This window comes from Sediminicoccus rosea (assembly GCF_033547095.1).
Taxonomy (GTDB): domain Bacteria; phylum Pseudomonadota; class Alphaproteobacteria; order Acetobacterales; family Acetobacteraceae; genus Roseococcus; species Roseococcus rosea.
Genome location: NZ_CP137852.1, coordinates 4,949,034 through 4,964,753, shown reverse-complemented (window position 1 = coordinate 4,964,753; position 15,720 = coordinate 4,949,034). Strand labels below are relative to the sequence as shown.

General features: G+C 71.5%; 13 protein-coding genes. 11 read left to right on the top strand and 2 right to left on the bottom strand.

Annotated elements, in window-relative coordinates:
* Positions 1-16 precede the first annotated feature (16 nt).
* Positions 17-1,933 carry a phosphatidylglycerol lysyltransferase domain-containing protein gene (locus R9Z33_RS23910; protein WP_318649087.1) on the bottom strand — a complete coding sequence of 639 codons (1,917 nt, stop codon included), beginning with the start codon at positions 1,931-1,933 and terminating at the stop codon, positions 17-19.
* A complete protein-coding gene (locus R9Z33_RS23905; protein ID WP_318649086.1) occupies positions 1,930-3,552 on the bottom strand; it encodes a lysine--tRNA ligase in 1,623 nt (540 codons plus the stop codon). The genes R9Z33_RS23910 and R9Z33_RS23905 overlap by 4 nt, the downstream gene beginning before the upstream one ends.
* Before the next feature lie 169 nt (positions 3,553-3,721).
* On the opposite strand from R9Z33_RS23905, the gene R9Z33_RS23900 reads away from it, so the two are divergent.
* The 11 genes from R9Z33_RS23900 (at position 3,722) to R9Z33_RS23850 (ending at position 15,616) form a co-directional block, all read left to right on the top strand.
* Positions 3,722-3,931 (top strand): DUF4089 domain-containing protein, encoded by a 210-nt coding sequence (locus tag R9Z33_RS23900; RefSeq protein ID WP_318649085.1) that lies wholly within the window; start codon positions 3,722-3,724, stop codon positions 3,929-3,931.
* Entirely contained in the window at positions 3,928-5,316 is a 1,389-nt protein-coding gene (locus R9Z33_RS23895; protein WP_318649084.1) for an AtzE family amidohydrolase, read from the top strand. The genes R9Z33_RS23900 and R9Z33_RS23895 overlap by 4 nt, the downstream gene beginning before the upstream one ends.
* A 2-nt stretch (positions 5,317-5,318) precedes the next feature.
* On the top strand, positions 5,319-5,708 hold the full coding sequence (gene hpxZ, locus R9Z33_RS23890; protein ID WP_318649083.1) for an oxalurate catabolism protein HpxZ: 390 nt from the start codon (positions 5,319-5,321) through the stop codon (positions 5,706-5,708).
* Positions 5,709-5,799: 91 nt separating this feature from the next.
* Positions 5,800-6,381: a glycine zipper family protein gene (locus R9Z33_RS23885; RefSeq protein ID WP_318649082.1), complete on the top strand. Its 582-nt coding sequence runs from the start codon at positions 5,800-5,802 to the stop codon at positions 6,379-6,381.
* A gap of 16 nt (positions 6,382-6,397) precedes the next feature.
* Complete coding sequence (gene hemW, locus R9Z33_RS23880) at positions 6,398-7,552, top strand: radical SAM family heme chaperone HemW (protein WP_318649081.1); 1,155 nt, start codon at positions 6,398-6,400, stop codon at positions 7,550-7,552.
* A gap of 141 nt (positions 7,553-7,693) precedes the next feature.
* Positions 7,694-7,969, top strand: coding sequence for a hypothetical protein (locus tag R9Z33_RS23875; RefSeq protein WP_318649080.1), 276 nt, complete (start codon positions 7,694-7,696; stop codon positions 7,967-7,969).
* A 75-nt stretch (positions 7,970-8,044) separates the two neighbouring features.
* Positions 8,045-9,004 (top strand): tripartite tricarboxylate transporter substrate binding protein, encoded by a 960-nt coding sequence (locus R9Z33_RS23870; RefSeq protein ID WP_318649079.1) that lies wholly within the window; start codon positions 8,045-8,047, stop codon positions 9,002-9,004.
* A gap of 19 nt (positions 9,005-9,023) precedes the next feature.
* Entirely contained in the window at positions 9,024-9,548 is a 525-nt protein-coding gene (locus R9Z33_RS23865) for a GlcG/HbpS family heme-binding protein (RefSeq protein WP_318649078.1), read from the top strand.
* Between the two features lie 64 nt (positions 9,549-9,612).
* The gene (locus tag R9Z33_RS23860; RefSeq protein WP_318649077.1) at positions 9,613-9,771 is read left to right on the top strand and encodes a hypothetical protein; all 159 of its coding nucleotides are present in this window, start codon (positions 9,613-9,615) and stop codon (positions 9,769-9,771) included.
* On the top strand, positions 9,771-11,339 hold the full coding sequence (locus R9Z33_RS23855; protein WP_318649076.1) for a Na+/H+ antiporter: 1,569 nt from the start codon (positions 9,771-9,773) through the stop codon (positions 11,337-11,339). Before R9Z33_RS23860 ends, R9Z33_RS23855 begins: the two co-directional genes overlap by 1 nt.
* Positions 11,336-15,616 (top strand): DUF4011 domain-containing protein, encoded by a 4,281-nt coding sequence (locus tag R9Z33_RS23850; RefSeq protein WP_318649075.1) that lies wholly within the window; start codon positions 11,336-11,338, stop codon positions 15,614-15,616. Before R9Z33_RS23855 ends, R9Z33_RS23850 begins: the two co-directional genes overlap by 4 nt.
* The last annotated feature ends 104 nt before the right edge of the window (positions 15,617-15,720 follow it).

Here is a 15,720-nt window from a genome sequence, read left to right as displayed (position 1 = left end):
GGCGTGGCTTCGGCCCTCAGCCGCCCTTCGCCGCCTGCAGCAGGCGGGCCGCGTCATGCTCGGCATCGCAGGCGATGAAGCGGCCGGGCGCGCCTTCCTCGGGCAGGGCCTGAAGGCCGATATCGGCGTAGAAGCGCAGGAACTCGCTCCCCACCCCGGTGAAGGCGGGGCGCCCGCCCTTGCGCTCGCAATAGTCGCGGAAGCGCCAGATGGCGGAGACGGCGTCCCGCGGGTCGCCCACCGGGTCGCCATGGGCGATCCAGACATCGTCGCAGCGGGTGAAGGCGAAGCCGGCGCGCCCCGCCTCGCCCCAGATCACGCCATCGGCCCGGGCGGGCAGGCAGGCGCCAAGCGATTCGAGGCGCGTGCGGTTGCCCTCGTCGAGGGGGCCGGGGCGGATGCGGGCCGGCCGCAGCAGCCGAACCATCCCCACCAGCAGCAGCAGCACCATGACGCCCACGGTGAAGCGAAGCTGCACCGGCGCGCCGGCGAACAGCACCAGCTCCCACCAGGTCTCGCCCTGGAGGCGGCTGGCATTGGCGAGCGTGGCCAGCGCGAGGCCGCAGATCGCGACGGCGGCCAGCGGCAGCAGCATCTCGTTCGACAGCGGCTCCCGCCGCAGCCGGCTCTCCCGGTAGAAGGCCGCGCGCATGGTGGTGAGCAGGGCCGCGACCAGCAGGAAGAGGCCCCAGGTCCACCAGGCCTCCTCGCGCAGCCTGGCGATGAGCGCGCCATTGACCAGCAGGAAGAGCGCCATGCCCCAGGCGAGCCGCAGCCGCCGCGCAAGCCCGAAGGCCATCACCAGGAGCAGCGACCCCACGATGGAGGCGGCGAATTGCGAGGCGAGCGCGGCCTCGTACCCCGCCCATTCCTTCAGGACCATGGCCGAGACCGGCAGCGAGCCGAGGAAGACCAGCAGCGCGCCGCCCAGGGCGACGAGGCCGGCCAGGATCGGCACCTCCAGCGGCATGGCGCCACGGCTCAGCGCCTTCAGCGAATCGCGCCGCTGGCCGATCTCGAAGCTCGCGAAGAGCGCGCCGGAGATGAAGAGCGGCACGATGTAGTAGTAGAGGCGGAAGACCAGCAGCGCGCCCACCACCTCGGCGGCACCCATGTAGGGGGCGAGGCCGATGATGATGGCGCCATCGAAGACACCGAGGCCGCCGGGCACCGAGGCCGTGATGCCGAGCGCATAGGCCGCGAGGTAGATGCCGATGAAGCGCAGGAAGGTGAGCCCCTCGGCCGGCGGCAGCAGCACGTAGAAGATGGCCGCGGTGACCGCGACATCCACGGTGGCGAGCAGGCTCTGCGCGATCGCCATGCGCACGCCCGGCAGCTCCACGTCATGGCCGAAGACGCGGATGCTCCGGCGGAAGCGGCTGAGCAGGACATAGGCGATGACCACGCCGAACAGCGGCACCGCGGCCAGCTGCAGCAGCCAGCGCGGCAGGTGGTCCCCCGCCCAGGGCAGCACCTCGGGCTCGATGAGCAGGACCATGCCGCCCAGCGCCATGCCGCCGAGGCCGAAGGTGAGCGAGGTGAAGCCCACCACCTTGCCGATCTCCAGCGGCGTATAGCCCCAGGCGGAGTAGAGCCGGAAGCGCACCGCGGCCCCCGAGACCGCGGCGAAGCCCAGGTTATGCGCCAGGGAATAACCGCAGAAGGAGGCGAGCAGCGCGCGGCCCCAGCTCGATGGCCGGCCGGCATAGCGCGCCCCCAGCCAGTCGTAGATGGCGAGCACGAGATAGGCGAGGACCGTGAGCCCCGCGCCCCACCAGAGCGCCCAGACCGGGATGGCCTGCATGGCGCGCTCGACATCCGCGACCGAGAGGTTGCGGAATTCGCGGTGCACCACCCAGATCGCGCCGACCAGGAGCAGCAGGCCGAAGGCGGTGGCACCATGCCGCTTGAGGAAACCGAGCGCGCCTTTCACGCCGGCGCATTCTCCCGCGAGAGCGCGTTCTCGATCAGCGCCACCGTCTCGGGCACGCCCATGACGGCGACGGTGCCGCCGAAGCGCGGCCCCTCGCTCTTGCCCAGCAGCACCTCGTAGAGGGCCTGGAACCAGGCGCGGCCGACGCCCATCGAGCCGTCCTTATTGGGCACGGCGAAGGGCGGGCGGCGGCCCGCGTCATAGACGGCGTTCTGCATCGCCGCCTCGCGCTCCGCCCCCGCGGGCAGCGCGGCGAATTCCGGCGCGCGCTCCAGCAGGATGGCGGCCAGGCCGCGCATCGCCTCGGCTTCCTCGGGCGTGGCCGCGCGGAACTTGCGCTCGGGGGCGATGAAGTCCCGCCAATAGGCGCAGGCATTGCGGACCATGCGGTCCAGCACGGGCTCGCCCTCGGGGGTCAGGCCCGGGTGATACTTGCGCAGATAGGCCCAGAGGCGCTCCGGGTCATCGGTGTTGGCGATGCCGGCGAGGTTGAGCAGCGTGGCGTAGGAGACAGGCGGCGGGGCGAAGTTCGGCACCTGCCCGGCATGGATGTGCCAGGCCGGGTTCGCCGGGTCGTTCTGCGCGCGCAGCTTCGTGAGGTGACTGATCCACTCATCCACCGCGCGGGGGATGACCTCCTTGTGGAGGCGCTTGGCCGAGCCGGGGGAGGCGAACATGAAGAGCGCCAGGCTCTCGGGCGGGCCGTATTCCAGCCACTGCTCGATGGTCAGGCCATTGCCCTTGCTCTTGCTGATCTTCTGGCCCTGGGCATCGTTGAACAGCTCATAGGTGAAGGAGACCGGCGGCTCGCTGCCCAGCACGCGGCAGATGCGGCTCGAGAGCTTCACGGAATCGATCAGGTCCTTGCCGGACATTTCGTAGTCCACGCCGAGCGCGTGCCAGCGCAGCGCCCAGTCGGCCTTCCACTGGGCCTTGCAATGCCCGCCGGTCACCGGCGTCTCGAACCGCTCGCCCGTCTCGGGGTCGGTCCAGAGGATGGTGCCGGCCTCGAGATTCGTGGCCTCCACTGGCACCTGCATGACGATGCCCGTCTTCGGGTGGATGGGCAGGAAAGGCGAATAGGTGGCGCGGCGCTCGGCGCCCAGGGTGGGCAGGATCACCTCCCGCACCTCGTCATGCAGCGCCAGCATGCGCAGCAGCGCCGCGTCGAAACGGCCCGAGGCGTAGTAGTCGGTGCTGCTGGCGAATTCGTATTCGAAGCCGAATTCGTCAAGGAAGCTGCGCAGCCGTGCATTGTTGTGCTGGCCGAAGCTCGGATGGGTGCCGAAGGGGTCCGGGATGCGGGTCAGCGGCTTGCCGAGATGCGGGACCAGCATCTCCTTGTTCGGGATGTTGTCCGGCACCTTGCGAAGCCCGTCCATGTCGTCGCTGAAGGCGATCAGCCTGGACGGCAGGCCGGTGAGCTTCGTGAAGGCGCGCCGCACCCAGGAGGTGCGCGCGACCTCGCCGAAGGTGCCGATATGCGGCAGGCCCGAGGGGCCATAGCCCGTCTCGAACAGCGCCTCGGTTTTCCCGGTGGCTTCCATGCGGCTTGCGAGCTTGGCCGCCTCCTCGAAGGGCCAGGCGCGGATGTTCTGGAATTGCGGATCGGCGGTCATGGGCAGGGGATGGCAGGGGCGGCGGGCGGGGTCAATCTTGACATGCCCAAGCCCCGGGCAGGATTGCCCCGGCGGCGCGCAGAGCCGGCGGCCGGGCCGAAATGAACCGCCCGCAACCCCTGGCGCCGCCCCGCCGCCTGCGTCACTTCTGGGCCTGGAGGGACCAGCCATGCCTGATTTCGACCAGCCCGATTTCGAACCGGCGGCCTATGCGAAGCAGGCGGCCGCCGCCATCGGCCTGCCGCTCAACCCTGCGCATCTGCCCGGCATCACCATGAATCTGGCGCTTGCCAAGCGCATGGCCGGGCTGATCGAGCAGATGAAGCTCTCCCCGGCGGAGGAGGCGGCGCCGGTCTATGTCGCGCGGAAGGCGCCATGAGCGCCAGCAGCCTCGCGGCCGAGATCCGCGCCGGGCGGCGCCGCGCCGCCGATGTGGTGGAAGAGCGCCTGGCCGACATCGCCGCGCGCGATCCGCGCTTCAACGCCTTCACCGAGGTGACCGCCGCCCGCGCCCGGGCCGAGGCGGCGGCGGTGGACGCCAAGGTGGCGGCCGGGCAGGACCCCGGCCCCATGGCCGGTGTGCCGGTGGCCGTGAAGAACCTGTTCGACCTGGAGGGGATCACCACCCTCGCCGGCGCCAAGATCGAGCGCGATGCGCCCGCCGCGACGCGCGACGCCTTCCTGGTGCGCCGGATGCAGGCGGCGGGCGCCGTCATGCTCGGCGCGCTGAACATGGATGAATATGCCTATGGCTTCACCACGGAGAACGCGCATTTCGGCCCCTGCCACAACCCGCATGACCTGACGCGCATCGCCGGCGGCTCCTCGGGCGGAAGTGCGGCGGCGGTGGCGGGGGGGCTGGTTCCCATCACGCTCGGCAGCGACACGAATGGCTCGATCCGCGTGCCCTCCTCGCTCTGCGGCATCTGGGGACTGAAGCCGACCTATGGCCGGCTCTCGCGTTCGGGCGGCTTCCTCTTCGCCGCGAGCTTCGACCATCTGGGCCCCTTCGCGCGCGAACTGGCCGACTTGGCGCTGGCCTACAACACCCTCCAGGGCGAAGACCCGGAGGACCCGGCACAGCATTGGGTGGGCGAGGCGCCGGTCCAGTTGGCGCCCGGGATCGGCGATCTGCGGATCGCGGTGGCGGGGGATCACTTCGCGCAGGGCGGCCATGCCGAGGCCTTCGCGGCGGTGGAGGCGGTGGCCAAGGCGCTGGGCGCGACGCGCGGCGTGACCATCCCGGATGCGGCGCTGGGGCGGGCCGCGGCCTTCCTCATCACCATGGCCGAAGGCGCCAACCTGCATCTGCCCAACCTCCGCACCCGGCCGCAGGATTTCGACTTCGCGACGCGGGATCGCTTCCTGGCCGGGGCGCTGCTGCCGGCGCATTGGCTGCAACAGGCCCAGCGCGTGCGCGCCGCCTATCGCGCCCGCGCGCTCCGGCTCTTCGACGAGGTGGATGTCATCATCGCGCCCGCGACGCCCTATGTGGCGCCCAAGATCGGCCAGGAGATGATCGAGGTGGACGGCGTGATGATCCCGGTGCGACCCAATCTCGGCGTCTATACCCAGCCGATCTCCTGCATCGGCCTGCCGGTGATCGCGGCGCCCATCGCTGACCCGGCGGCGCTCGGCACCCCCGGCGGCATGCCCATCGGCGTGCAGCTCATCGCCGCCCCTTGGGCCGAGGAGAAACTGTTCCGCGTCGCCGCCGCGCTGGAGAAACTCGGCGTCTGCAAAGCCCCTGACGTGAAGGCCTGACCATGTACGAGATCAACATCCCCGAAGTGCATGCGGAGGTCTCCGCCGCCTTCTACCGTTACGAAAAGGCGCTGGTGAGCAATGACGTCGCCGTGCTGGACGAGCTCTTCTACAACAACGAGCACACGCTGCGCTTCGGCGTGACCGAGAACCTGTTCTCCTATGCCGAGATCGCGGCCTTCCGCGCCGCGCGCCCCAGCCAGGGCCTGGCGCGGGAGCTGATCCGCACCGTCATCACCACCTATGGGCGGGATTTCGGCGTGGCGAATACCAGCTTCCGCCGCGAGGGGAGCGACCGGATCGGCCGGCAGAGCCACACCTGGCTGCGGACGCCCGAGGGGTGGCGCATCGTCGCCGCGCATGTCTCGCTGCTGCCGCCCGGCGTGGCGTAGGCGCGCCGGACTGGGGCGTTACAATTCGGGGCCTCGCACCCCGCCACGGAACCGCCATATCTCCGGGCCAAAGGACACCCGGAGGTTGGGCATGACACGCATCTGGATCCTGGGATTGGTGACGATCGGCCTTGGTGCCTGCACCATCGGGCCGCCGCAGGGCCCGAGCGTCGTCGCCATGCCGCCCCAGGGCAAGGATTTCGGGCAGTTCCAGCGCGAGGACGCCTTCTGCCAGCAGACGGCGATGAACAGCCTCGGCTTGAACAGCGAGCAGGCGCCGGCGCAGGCGGCCATCGGCTCGGCGGCGATCGGCACGGCGGTCGGCGCGGTCGCGGGCGGGTTGATCGGCGCGGCCACGGGCAATGCCGGCGCAGGCGCGGCGATCGGTGCCGGCACCGGCCTGATCGCCGGCAGCGTGGTGGGCGCGGGGGCGGCGCAGAACACCAATCTCAGCATGCAAGGCCGCTACGACGTCACCTATTCGCAATGCATGGCGAGCTACGGCAACACCGTGCAGCCCTTGCAGGTGAGCGTCCCGGTTCCGGTCTATGCGCCCCCCGTCTATCCCGCGCCCTATCCCTACGGCGTCTATGTCGGGCCCCGCGTGGGTTGGGGCTGGGGATATGGCTGGGGCTGGGGCCGGCCCTATGGGGGCTATTATCGGCGCTGGTGATGGGCTCAATGGGCGCGTGACCGAGCCCCTCGCCCTCTACATCCATTGGCCCTTCTGCGCGTCGAAGTGCCCCTATTGCGACTTCAACTCGCATGTGCGGGAAGGCGGCGTGGACCATGCGCGCTTCCGTGCCGCACTCCGCCGGGAGTTGGCGCATGAAGCGGCGCGCCTGGGCCGCCGGCCGCTCGCCAGCATCTTCTTCGGCGGCGGCACGCCGAGCCTGATGGAGCCGGAGACGGTGGCCGCCCTCATCGCCGATGCGCGCGCCTTGTTCGACGCCGAGCCAGGGATGGAAGTCACGCTCGAAGCCAACCCGACCAGCGTGGAGATCGGCAAGCTGCGCGCATTCGCCGCCGCCGGCGTGAACCGCGCCTCGCTTGGCGTGCAGTCGCTCGATGTGGAGGCGCTGCGCTTCCTGGGCCGCCGGCATGATGTGGGCGAGGCGATCGCGGCGCTGGAGGCGGCGCGCGAGATCTTTCCCCGCTTGTCCTTCGACCTGATCTACGCCCGACCCGGCCAGTCCGAAGCCAGCTGGCGCGCGGAATTGCGCCAGGCGCTGGCGCTCGCGGCCGATCATCTCAGCCTCTACCAGCTCACCATCGAGCCCGGCACGCGCTTCGCGACCCAATACGCCCGCGGCGATTTCGCCTTGCCGGAGGAGGATGACGCGGCCCGCATGTACGAGGCGACGGCCGAGGAAGCCCGCCGCTTCGGGCTGCTTCCCTACGAGGTCAGCAACTACGCGAAGCCTGGCGCCGAGAGCCGGCACAACCTCGCCTATTGGCGCTATGGCGACTATCTCGGCATCGGGCCGGGCGCGCATCAGCGCCTGCTGCGCGAGGGCGTGATGTGGGCGACGCGCCGGCATCGCGGCCCTGAGGAATGGGCCATACGCGTGGAGCAGACCGGCCATGCGGCGGTGGAGGAGGAAGCCCTCTCCGAACGCGATCGCGGACGTGAGGCGCTGCTGATGGGCCTGCGCCTCGCCGAGGGCGTGGATCCCGCGCGGATCGAGGCGCGCAGCGGCTTGCGCTTCGTGGACACGGTGGACCCCGCCATGCTCGCGGCCTGCCTGGAGGAGGGGTATCTGGAGTGGCGGGAGGGCCGGCTCATCGCCACCTCCGAGGGGCGGGTGCGCCTCGATGCGCTGCTTCCGGCCTTGCTTCGCTGATCGCGCCTGTGCATCCTGGCTGCATGTTCCTGATGGCGACCTTTCCGCGAATTACGCGCCCGGCCGGCTGATCCGCGCCGCGATGCCGTGGCGCGCCGCCGCGCCGGGCCTTCGCGACACCCCTTTCCAGGAACCCATCCGATGACGACCGCCCCCAGCACCGCTGATGTGCTTTTCACCGTGGACGCCCTTGCCGAGCCCGGCATGCTGCCCTGCCTGTTGCAACCCTTCGCCAAGCGCGACCTGACGCCCGACCACATGCTGGCCCGGCGCGAGGGCGATTTGCTGCGCGTGGAACTCGGCATGGCGGCGATGCCGGCCGAAATGGTGCATCTCGTCGCCGGCAATCTCGGCCAGGTGATCGGTGTGCTCCGCGTGACGGAGACCCGGCGCGAGGCGCTGCGCGAAGCCGCCTGACTGGACGCTCGCGCGCGGCGCTGGTCTAGTCCCTGGCGGAGCGCGGGAATCGCGCCACGTCCCGGGAGTCTCGCCATGCCCTTGCCGCGCCGCACCGCCCTTGCCCTCGCCGCCGCCCTGCCGGCCGGCCTGGCGCAGGCGCAGGAATACCCGGCCCGCCCGCCGCGCCTGCTGCTAGGCTTCCCGCCCGGCAGCGCGGCCGATGCGGCGGCGCGGGTGATCGCACCCCCGCTCGGCACCGCGCTCGGTCAATCCATCGTGGTGGAGAACCGGCCCGGCGCCGGCAGCAACATCGCGACCGAGCAGGCGGTGCGCGCGGCGCCGGACGGCTACACGCTCTTCCTCGGCTCGGTCGCCAACACGATCAATGCGAGCCTCCAGCGGGACCTGCCCTTCGACTTCGCGCGGGACCTGGCGCCCATCGCCCCGCTGGTCAGCGTGCCCAACCTGCTGGTGGTCCATCCTTCCGTCCCAGCGCAGAACGTGGCGGAACTGGTGGCGCTGGCGCGTGGCGGGCAGCTCTTCTTCGGCTCCTCGGGCATTGGCACGGCGCCGCATCTCTCGGGCGAATTGTTCAACCTGATGACGGGCACGCGGATGACGCATGTGCCCTATCCCGGCAGCGGTCAGGCGGTGACGGACCTGTTGGCCGGGCGCGTTGGCGTCATGTTCTCGCCCGCCTCCACCGTGATCCAGCATGTCCGCGCCGGGCGGCTGCGCGGCCTCGCCTCCACCGGGGCCACGCGGACGGCGGCCGCGCCCGAGCTGCCGACCATGATCGAGGCCGGGCTGGCGGGCTTCGTCAGCGCCGTCTGGTTCGGACTGATGGCGCCGGCCGCGACGCCCGCACCCATCATCGCGCGCCTCGCCGAGGCGGTGCGGGTCGCGATGAACACGGGCGAGACGCGGGCGCAACTCGCGGCGCAGGGCTTCGACGTGCTGGAGGGCGGGCCCGCCGACCTCGCGCGGCTGATCGCCGAGGAGACCGCGAAATGGGCGCGGGTGGTGGAAGCCTCCGGCGCGCGCAACAACTGAGACGAGGAAAGACAGGAACATGGCCAAGCTGAAGCTCGCCGAGTGCCGGCGCTTCATCCGTGCGGTGATGGAGAAGGCGGAGGAGATGCAGGTGCCGGTCTCCGTCGCGCTGGTGGGGCCGGAGGGTCACCTCATCGCGATGGAGCGGATGGATGACGCGGGCTGGATCACGCCCGAGACCGCCTCGGCCAAGGCCTTCACCATGGCGGCCTTCCGCTCGATGAGCCCGCGCTTCCAGGACGGCCTCGTCACGCAGCAATGGCTGCGCGAGCGCAACCCGCAGCTTGCGGTCAACGCGGCCGTCTTCACCGGCGGCAAGATCTTCATCTCGGGCGGCGCCGCGCCGGTCTTCAAGGGCAATGAGATGGTCGGCGCCTATGGCATCAGCGGCGGCACTTCGGACCAGGACGAGGTGATGGGGAACTACGCGCGCGAGAAGCTGGGCTGGCGCCACACCCCCGCGCGGGACGACACCCCCCAGGCGGTGAAGGACCACATCAACTCGATCTACGACAAGGTGGGCCTGGGCAAGCGCAAGCTCTGAAGACACGCGCATCGCGTTGGCATCGGCGCGGATGCCGTGGCATCCTGTGACCGGAGGTGCCGCGATGACCTGGCTGCTGCGGATTGCGATGATGGCGGGTGGCGCGGTGGCCGCCTGGTTCGTGGCGCCCGATGCGCCTAACTACACCGTCGTCCAGGGGATGATGACGGTGGCGATCATCGCCGCCTGCGTCATCGCCGCGGCTCTGATCAAGCGGCGCTGATGCCCCTCGTCGAGGCCGTCCTGGCCATGATGGCCGCCTGCGTCGCGCTTGCCGTCATGGCGCGCTTCGCGGGGCTGCCCTATGCGGTGGTGTTGATCCTCGCGGGCTCGGCCATCGCCTTCATCCCAGGCCTGCCGGACATCTCGCTGAGCCCCGAACTGGCGCTGGCTTTCTTCCTGCCGCCGCTGCTCCAGGGCAGCGCCTTCCGCACCGACTGGAACGCTTTCCGGCGGAATCTGCGGCCCATCCTGCTGCTGGCGGTGGGCTGCGTCTTCTTTACCGCCTTCCTGATCGGCTGGGTGGCGCGGCTGCTGATCCCGGAAATGCCCTGGGCGGCCGCCATCGCACTCGGCGCCATCCTGGCACCACCCGATGCCGTGGCCGCCGCCGCCGTGCTGCAACGGTTGAACCTCCCGCGCCGCATCGTGACGGTGCTGGAGGGCGAGAGCCTGGTGAATGACGCCTCCGCCCTCGTCATCTACCGCTTCGCCATCGCCGCCATGGCCGCCGGCAGCTTCGTGCCGCATGAGGCGGTGGGCAGCTTCCTCCTGCTGGGGCTGGGCGGCATCGCCATGGGCTGGGCTGTGGCGCGCGGCACGCTCTGGGCCATTGCGCGGCTGCGAGACACGCTGCTCGAGACGGCGCTTTCCTTCCTCGCCTGCTACGCCTCCTTCCTGGCGGCGGAGGCGCTGCACCTCTCGGGCGTCATGGCCGTGGTCACCACCGGGATCATGATGGGGCAGGCGCAGCATCGCGTCTTCTCGGCCCGCACCCGGCTGGAGGCGCGCGCGGTGTGGGAATTCGTGGAATTCGTGCTGACCTCCCTGGTCTTCATCCTGATCGGGCTGCAGCTGAATGACATCGTGAACCGACTGGGGGACCGTGGCGCACTGGAGCTGGCGGGGCTGGCGCTTGTCATCTCGTTCGCGCTCATCGTCTCGCGCTTCATCTGGGTGCTGCCGGCTGCGGCGTTGCCGCGACTGATCCCGAGCATTCAGCGGAAAGACCCGCTGCCGCCCATGTCGCATCTGGTCGTGATCTCCTGGGCGGGGATGCGCGGCGTGGTCTCGCTGGCCGCGGCCATCGCGCTGCCGCTGAACTTTCCGGAGCGGGACCTCATCATCTTCCTCGCCTTCTGCGCCATCCTCGCCACGCTGGTGTTGCAGGGCACCACGCTGGAATGGCTGATCAAGCGCCTCGGCCTGGTGCAGCAGCCGCATCCGCATGGCATCGACCCCGAGGAGGCGCATGCGCGGCATGTCGCCGCCGAGGCCATGCTGGGCGCCATCCGGCACCGCGCGGGCGATGTGCTCTACGGCCCCATCGCGCAGGACCTGCTGGCCGAGCATGTGGACCGCGCGGGCCATCTGAAGCGCGTCACCCAGGGCGGGGCCGCGGTTGCAGCCGAGCGCGCCGCGCGCCGTGCCGTGCGGCTGGAGGGGCTGGAAGCCGCGCGCACCGCCATCCTGACGCTGCGGGCCGAGCAGGGGCTGGCCGAGGACCTCCTGACCAAGCTCAGCCAGGAGCTGGATTTCGAGGAGAACCGCCTGAGGAACGCGCTGGGATGAGCATCGCGGCACAGCTGGAAGAAGCGCGGCGCGCGCTGATCGATCTCTCCACCCGCAACCGCCTGCTGAGCCTGCCGGCACAGGGGCGTTCGCGCGGCGTGATCCGCATCGAGGATGAGGATGCGGGCTTCGTCGTGCAGCAACTGGCCGCCGGCCGGGGCTTCGGCTTCGAGGCGGCGGTGGCGGGCGAGGCGAAGGGGCGCAAGCGCGCCGAGGGCGTGGTGACGGCCAGCGGCAGCGCCACGCGCGAGGAATGGCGGCGCGACACGCAGCTCCGCGTCGCGCTCGCGCCCGAGGAGCTGACGCGCCGCCTGCGGGATGTGATGGCCGATGCGCGCAGCGCGCGCGAGGAAAGCGGCGTGCCGAGCCTCTTCCTCGCCGTCGGCGCGCTGGTCTGGCGCGACCCGGGCACGCCGGCCACGGAGCGGATGGCGCCCCTCGCTCTCATCCCCGCGACGCTGGAGCGCGATGGCGTGAGCACCCGCTTCCGCCTGCGCGCGAGCCCGGAGGATGCGGTGGAGAACCTCTCGCTGCGCGAGAAGCTCGCCACCGATTTCCGCATCACGCTGCCGGATTTCGCGGGCGAGGGGCCGGCCGATTGGGCGGCGCGGATGCAGGCCGCCCTCGGCGAGGGGCGCGAGGGCTGGCGCGTCGAGGTGGATGCGCTGGCGCTCGGCATCTTCGCCTTCGCGAAATTCCTGATGTGGCGCGACCTCGACCCCGCGGCGCATCCGGGGCTGCTGACGCATGCGCCGCTGCAGCGCCTGCTGGATGGCGCACAGGCGGTGGCCGAGCCGCCACCCTTCGCCGACGACGCGGATGTGGATGCGGCCATCCCGGTCGAGAAGCTCGATCATGTGGTGGAGGTGGATGGCAGCCAGGCGCTTGCCGCCGAAGCGGTGCGGCGCGGCCATTCGCTGGTGATCCAGGGGCCGCCGGGCACGGGCAAGAGCCAGACCATCGTGAACATCCTGGCGCAGGCGGTGATGGATGGGCGCAGCGTGATCTTCGTGGCCGAGAAGGCCGCGGCGCTGGAAGTGGTGAAGCGGCGCCTCGAGCAATTCGGCCTGGGTGCTGCCGTGCTGGAGCTGCACAGCGAGAAGCAGTCCAAGCGCGTGGTGCTGGACGAGCTGCGCGCGACGCTCGCGCTGCCGCCCCCCGTGCCGCCGCAGCGCGAGGCGGCGGTGCAACGCCTGGGCGAATTGCGCGGCCGGCTGAACCGCCATGCGGCGGCCATGCGCGACGTGGTGGGCGAGACGGGGGTGACGGTGCAGGAGGTGGTGGGGCGGCTCGCCGCGCTGCGCGCCTCGGGCGCGGTCCCGCCGCCCTTCCGGCTCGACCCCACGGGCTGGGATGCGGCGCGGCTGCGTGCGCTGCGCGAAGCGGCGCGGAATCTGGCGGCCAGCCTGGGCGGCGCACGCAGCCCGTGGCGCGGCGTGACGGCGCCGCTTGATGCCATCGCGGCGCAGCGGTTGCTCGCAGAATTGCCGCGCGCCATCCGCGCGCTGGCCGCCGCACCGGGCGGCGTGGCGGAGGCCGAGGCCGCGCTGGCGGCCGAAGCCCTGCGCGCCGAGGCGCCGATGCGGCCGGAGGATGTGCCGGCGGCGGAGGCGCGGCTCGCCGATCTGCGCCTGCTCGCCACGCCTGATCCGCGGTGGCTGCCCGGCGCGCTGGAGGTGCCCGGCCTTGCCGCCGCGCGTGAGGTCCTGGCGAAGCCCGGTGGCATGCTGGGCTTTCTCGATGGCGGGCGGCGCGCGGCGAAGGCGAGCCTGGCCGTGGCGCTGCGTGATCCGGAGGATGGGCCCGCACTTGACGCGCTGCTGACGGCGCAGGCGGCGAAGGCACGGCTCGGCGCCGGGCCGGATGCGGCCACGCTGGAGGCGCAGCTCGCCTGGATGGCGCGGCACGCCGCCGCCTTCGCCACGCCCGCCGTGACGGAGGCGCAGCGCGCGGCCCTCGCCGCCTGGGGGGTGATCCGCGATGCCACGGGCCTTGCCCCCGAGGCGAGTTTCGCCGCGACGGCCGAGCGCCTGGCGGCCATGGCGGCCGAGCCTGAGGCGCTCTCGCCCTGGCAGGCCTGGGCGCGGGCCGAGGCAATGGAGCCGAGCCTCGCGCCGCTCGCCGAAGCCCTGGCCAGCGGCGCCCTGCCGCCCGATGCTGCCGAGGGCGCGCTGGACTTCGCCATCCTGGAAGCGCTGCTGCGTATGGCCATGCGCGAGCATCCCGGACTCGCCGCCTTTGATGGTGCGGCCGCGGATCGCTGGGTGCTGGATTTCCGCGCGGCCGATGCGGCGCGCGTGCGGCTCGCGCGCGCCGAGGCCGCCGCCATTCATGCGGCGCGCGTCGAGGCGCTGCGGAACGGGGAAGAGGCCGCGAGCCTCGCCTTCCTGCGCGGCGAGTTCGAGCGCAAGCGCGGCCATGCGCCCTTGCGCACGCTGCTCTCCCGCGCCGCGCCGCTGGTGCGAAAGGCCAAGCCCATCCTCATGCTCAGCCCGCTGAGCGTCGCGCAATTCCTGGCCAATCCGCATCACGCGACGCAGCCGGGCTTTCCCCTCTTCGACCTGCTGGTGATGGACGAGGCGAGCCAGATCGAGCCGGTGGATGCGCTGGGCGCCATCGCGCGCGCGAAGCAGGTGGTGGTGGTGGGCGATGACAAGCAGATGCCGCCCACCCGCTTCTTCCAGCGCATGACGGAAGAAGTGGAGGAGGACGCGCCCGAGGAGGAGACGGCGCTGGCGGCGCGCGACGTGGAGAGCATCCTCGGCCTCGCCAATGCGCGCGGAATCCCGAACGCCATGCTGCGCTGGCACTACCGCAGCCGGCATGAGAGCCTGATCGCGACCAGCAACGCGGAATTCTATGGCAACCGCCTGCTGGTCCTGCCCTCGCCGCGCCCGCGCAGCCCTTCGCTGGGCCTTTCGCTGGTGCGCGTGGAGGGGAGATTCCAGGGCAGCGCCAATGTGGTGGAAGCGCGCGCGGTGGCCGAGGCGGTGCTGCGCCACGCGCGCGAGACGCCGGGCGATACGCTGGGCGTGGCCGCCTTTTCCGTCACGCAGCGCGACGCCATCGCCGAGGCGGTGGAGGCGCTGCGGCGCGAGAGCCCGGAGACCGAAGCCTTCTTCACCGCCCATCCGGCCGAGCCCTTCTTCGTGAAGAACCTCGAGAACGTGCAGGGCGACGAGCGCGACAGCATCATGATCAGCGTGGGCTATGGCCGCGGCGGCGATGGCAAGCTCGCCATGCGCTTCGGCCCGCTCTCCAATGAGGGCGGCGAGCGGCGGCTGAACGTGCTCATCACCCGCGCCAAGAAGCGCTGCATCGTCTTCTCCGGCATCGGCGCCGAGGAAGTGGATCTGGAGCGCGCCAAGGGCCGCGGCGTGGCCGCGCTCAAGACCTTCCTCGATTTCGCCGCGGGCGGCGCCAGCCTGCGCGTGGCCGCGCGCGAGGGCTCGGCCATCGCCGGCCTGATCGGCGAGCTCATCGGGCAGTCGGGGCGCGAGGCGGTGCCGCGCGTGGGGCTTTCGGGGCTCTTCCTCGATGTCGCGGCGCGCGGGCCGCAGGGCTTCGACCTTGGCGTGGAGGTGGATGGCGCCGATTGGTCCGGCCTGCGCTGCGCGCGGGACCGCGATCGCGGGCGGCAGATGGCGCTGGAGGGCATGGGCTGGTCGCTGACGCGCAGCTGGTCGCTCGACTGGCTGAACCAGCCCGAGGCCGCCGCGGCAAAGCTGCGCCCGGCGCTGGGCCTCGCTGCGCCCGTGGCGGCGCCGGTCACCGCCGCGCGCCTCGCGCCGGCCTATGTCGAGGCGACGCTGGACAAGCCGCCCGCCAACCGCGCCGAACTGGCCGGGCTGATCGCGGCCATCGTGGCGACCGAGGCGCCGGTGCATGGCGATTCCATCCAGGAACGCCTGCGCCTGCTGCTCGGCCCCGCCGCGCCCGACGCCAAGGGCTTCCCCGGCGCGTTGAACGAGGCGCGGCTGCTGCACGGAATCACCGAGGCGTCAGGCTTCTGGTTCCCGGAGGAGCGCGGCCTCGTGATCGCGCGGGACCGCTCCGCCGCCGCCGCCCATCTGCGCCGCCCAGCCATGATCCATGCCGAGGAGGTGGCGGCCGCCGCGCGCCTGGTGCTGGAGCTGGACCCGCAGGCCGATGAGGAGGAGCTGGCCCAGGGCCTCGCGCGGCTGCTGGGCCTCGACCCCTCGGCGGTGCCGGCGCTGGCGGCGCGTGTCGCGATTTTGGTCGGTTCGGGTCAACTGGTGCTCATGCGGGGGGCATGATCGCCTTCCTCGATCAAAAAATCCAAAACAATTCATTGGAAAAGTCATGCTGCGCCGCAATATATCGAGGCGAGGCCGGAACGACCGGCCTGTGACCACATTCG

Excerpts from the sequence above, each read along its gene's own strand:
- R9Z33_RS23905 (WP_318649086.1), bottom strand. The coding sequence starts at position 3,552 with ATGACCGCCGATCCGCAATTCCAGAACATCCGCGCCTGGCCCTTCGAG.
- R9Z33_RS23900 (WP_318649085.1), top strand. The coding sequence starts at position 3,722 with ATGCCTGATTTCGACCAGCCCGATTTCGAACCGGCGGCCTATGCGAAG.
- R9Z33_RS23895 (WP_318649084.1), top strand. The coding sequence starts at position 3,928 with ATGAGCGCCAGCAGCCTCGCGGCCGAGATCCGCGCCGGGCGGCGCCGC.
- hpxZ (WP_318649083.1), top strand. The coding sequence starts at position 5,319 with ATGTACGAGATCAACATCCCCGAAGTGCATGCGGAGGTCTCCGCCGCC.
- R9Z33_RS23885 (WP_318649082.1), top strand. The coding sequence starts at position 5,800 with ATGACACGCATCTGGATCCTGGGATTGGTGACGATCGGCCTTGGTGCC.
- R9Z33_RS23875 (WP_318649080.1), top strand. The coding sequence starts at position 7,694 with ATGACGACCGCCCCCAGCACCGCTGATGTGCTTTTCACCGTGGACGCC.
- R9Z33_RS23870 (WP_318649079.1), top strand. The coding sequence starts at position 8,045 with ATGCCCTTGCCGCGCCGCACCGCCCTTGCCCTCGCCGCCGCCCTGCCG.
- R9Z33_RS23865 (WP_318649078.1), top strand. The coding sequence starts at position 9,024 with ATGGCCAAGCTGAAGCTCGCCGAGTGCCGGCGCTTCATCCGTGCGGTG.
- R9Z33_RS23860 (WP_318649077.1), top strand. The coding sequence starts at position 9,613 with ATGACCTGGCTGCTGCGGATTGCGATGATGGCGGGTGGCGCGGTGGCC.
- R9Z33_RS23855 (WP_318649076.1), top strand. The coding sequence starts at position 9,771 with ATGCCCCTCGTCGAGGCCGTCCTGGCCATGATGGCCGCCTGCGTCGCG.
- R9Z33_RS23850 (WP_318649075.1), top strand. The coding sequence starts at position 11,336 with ATGAGCATCGCGGCACAGCTGGAAGAAGCGCGGCGCGCGCTGATCGAT.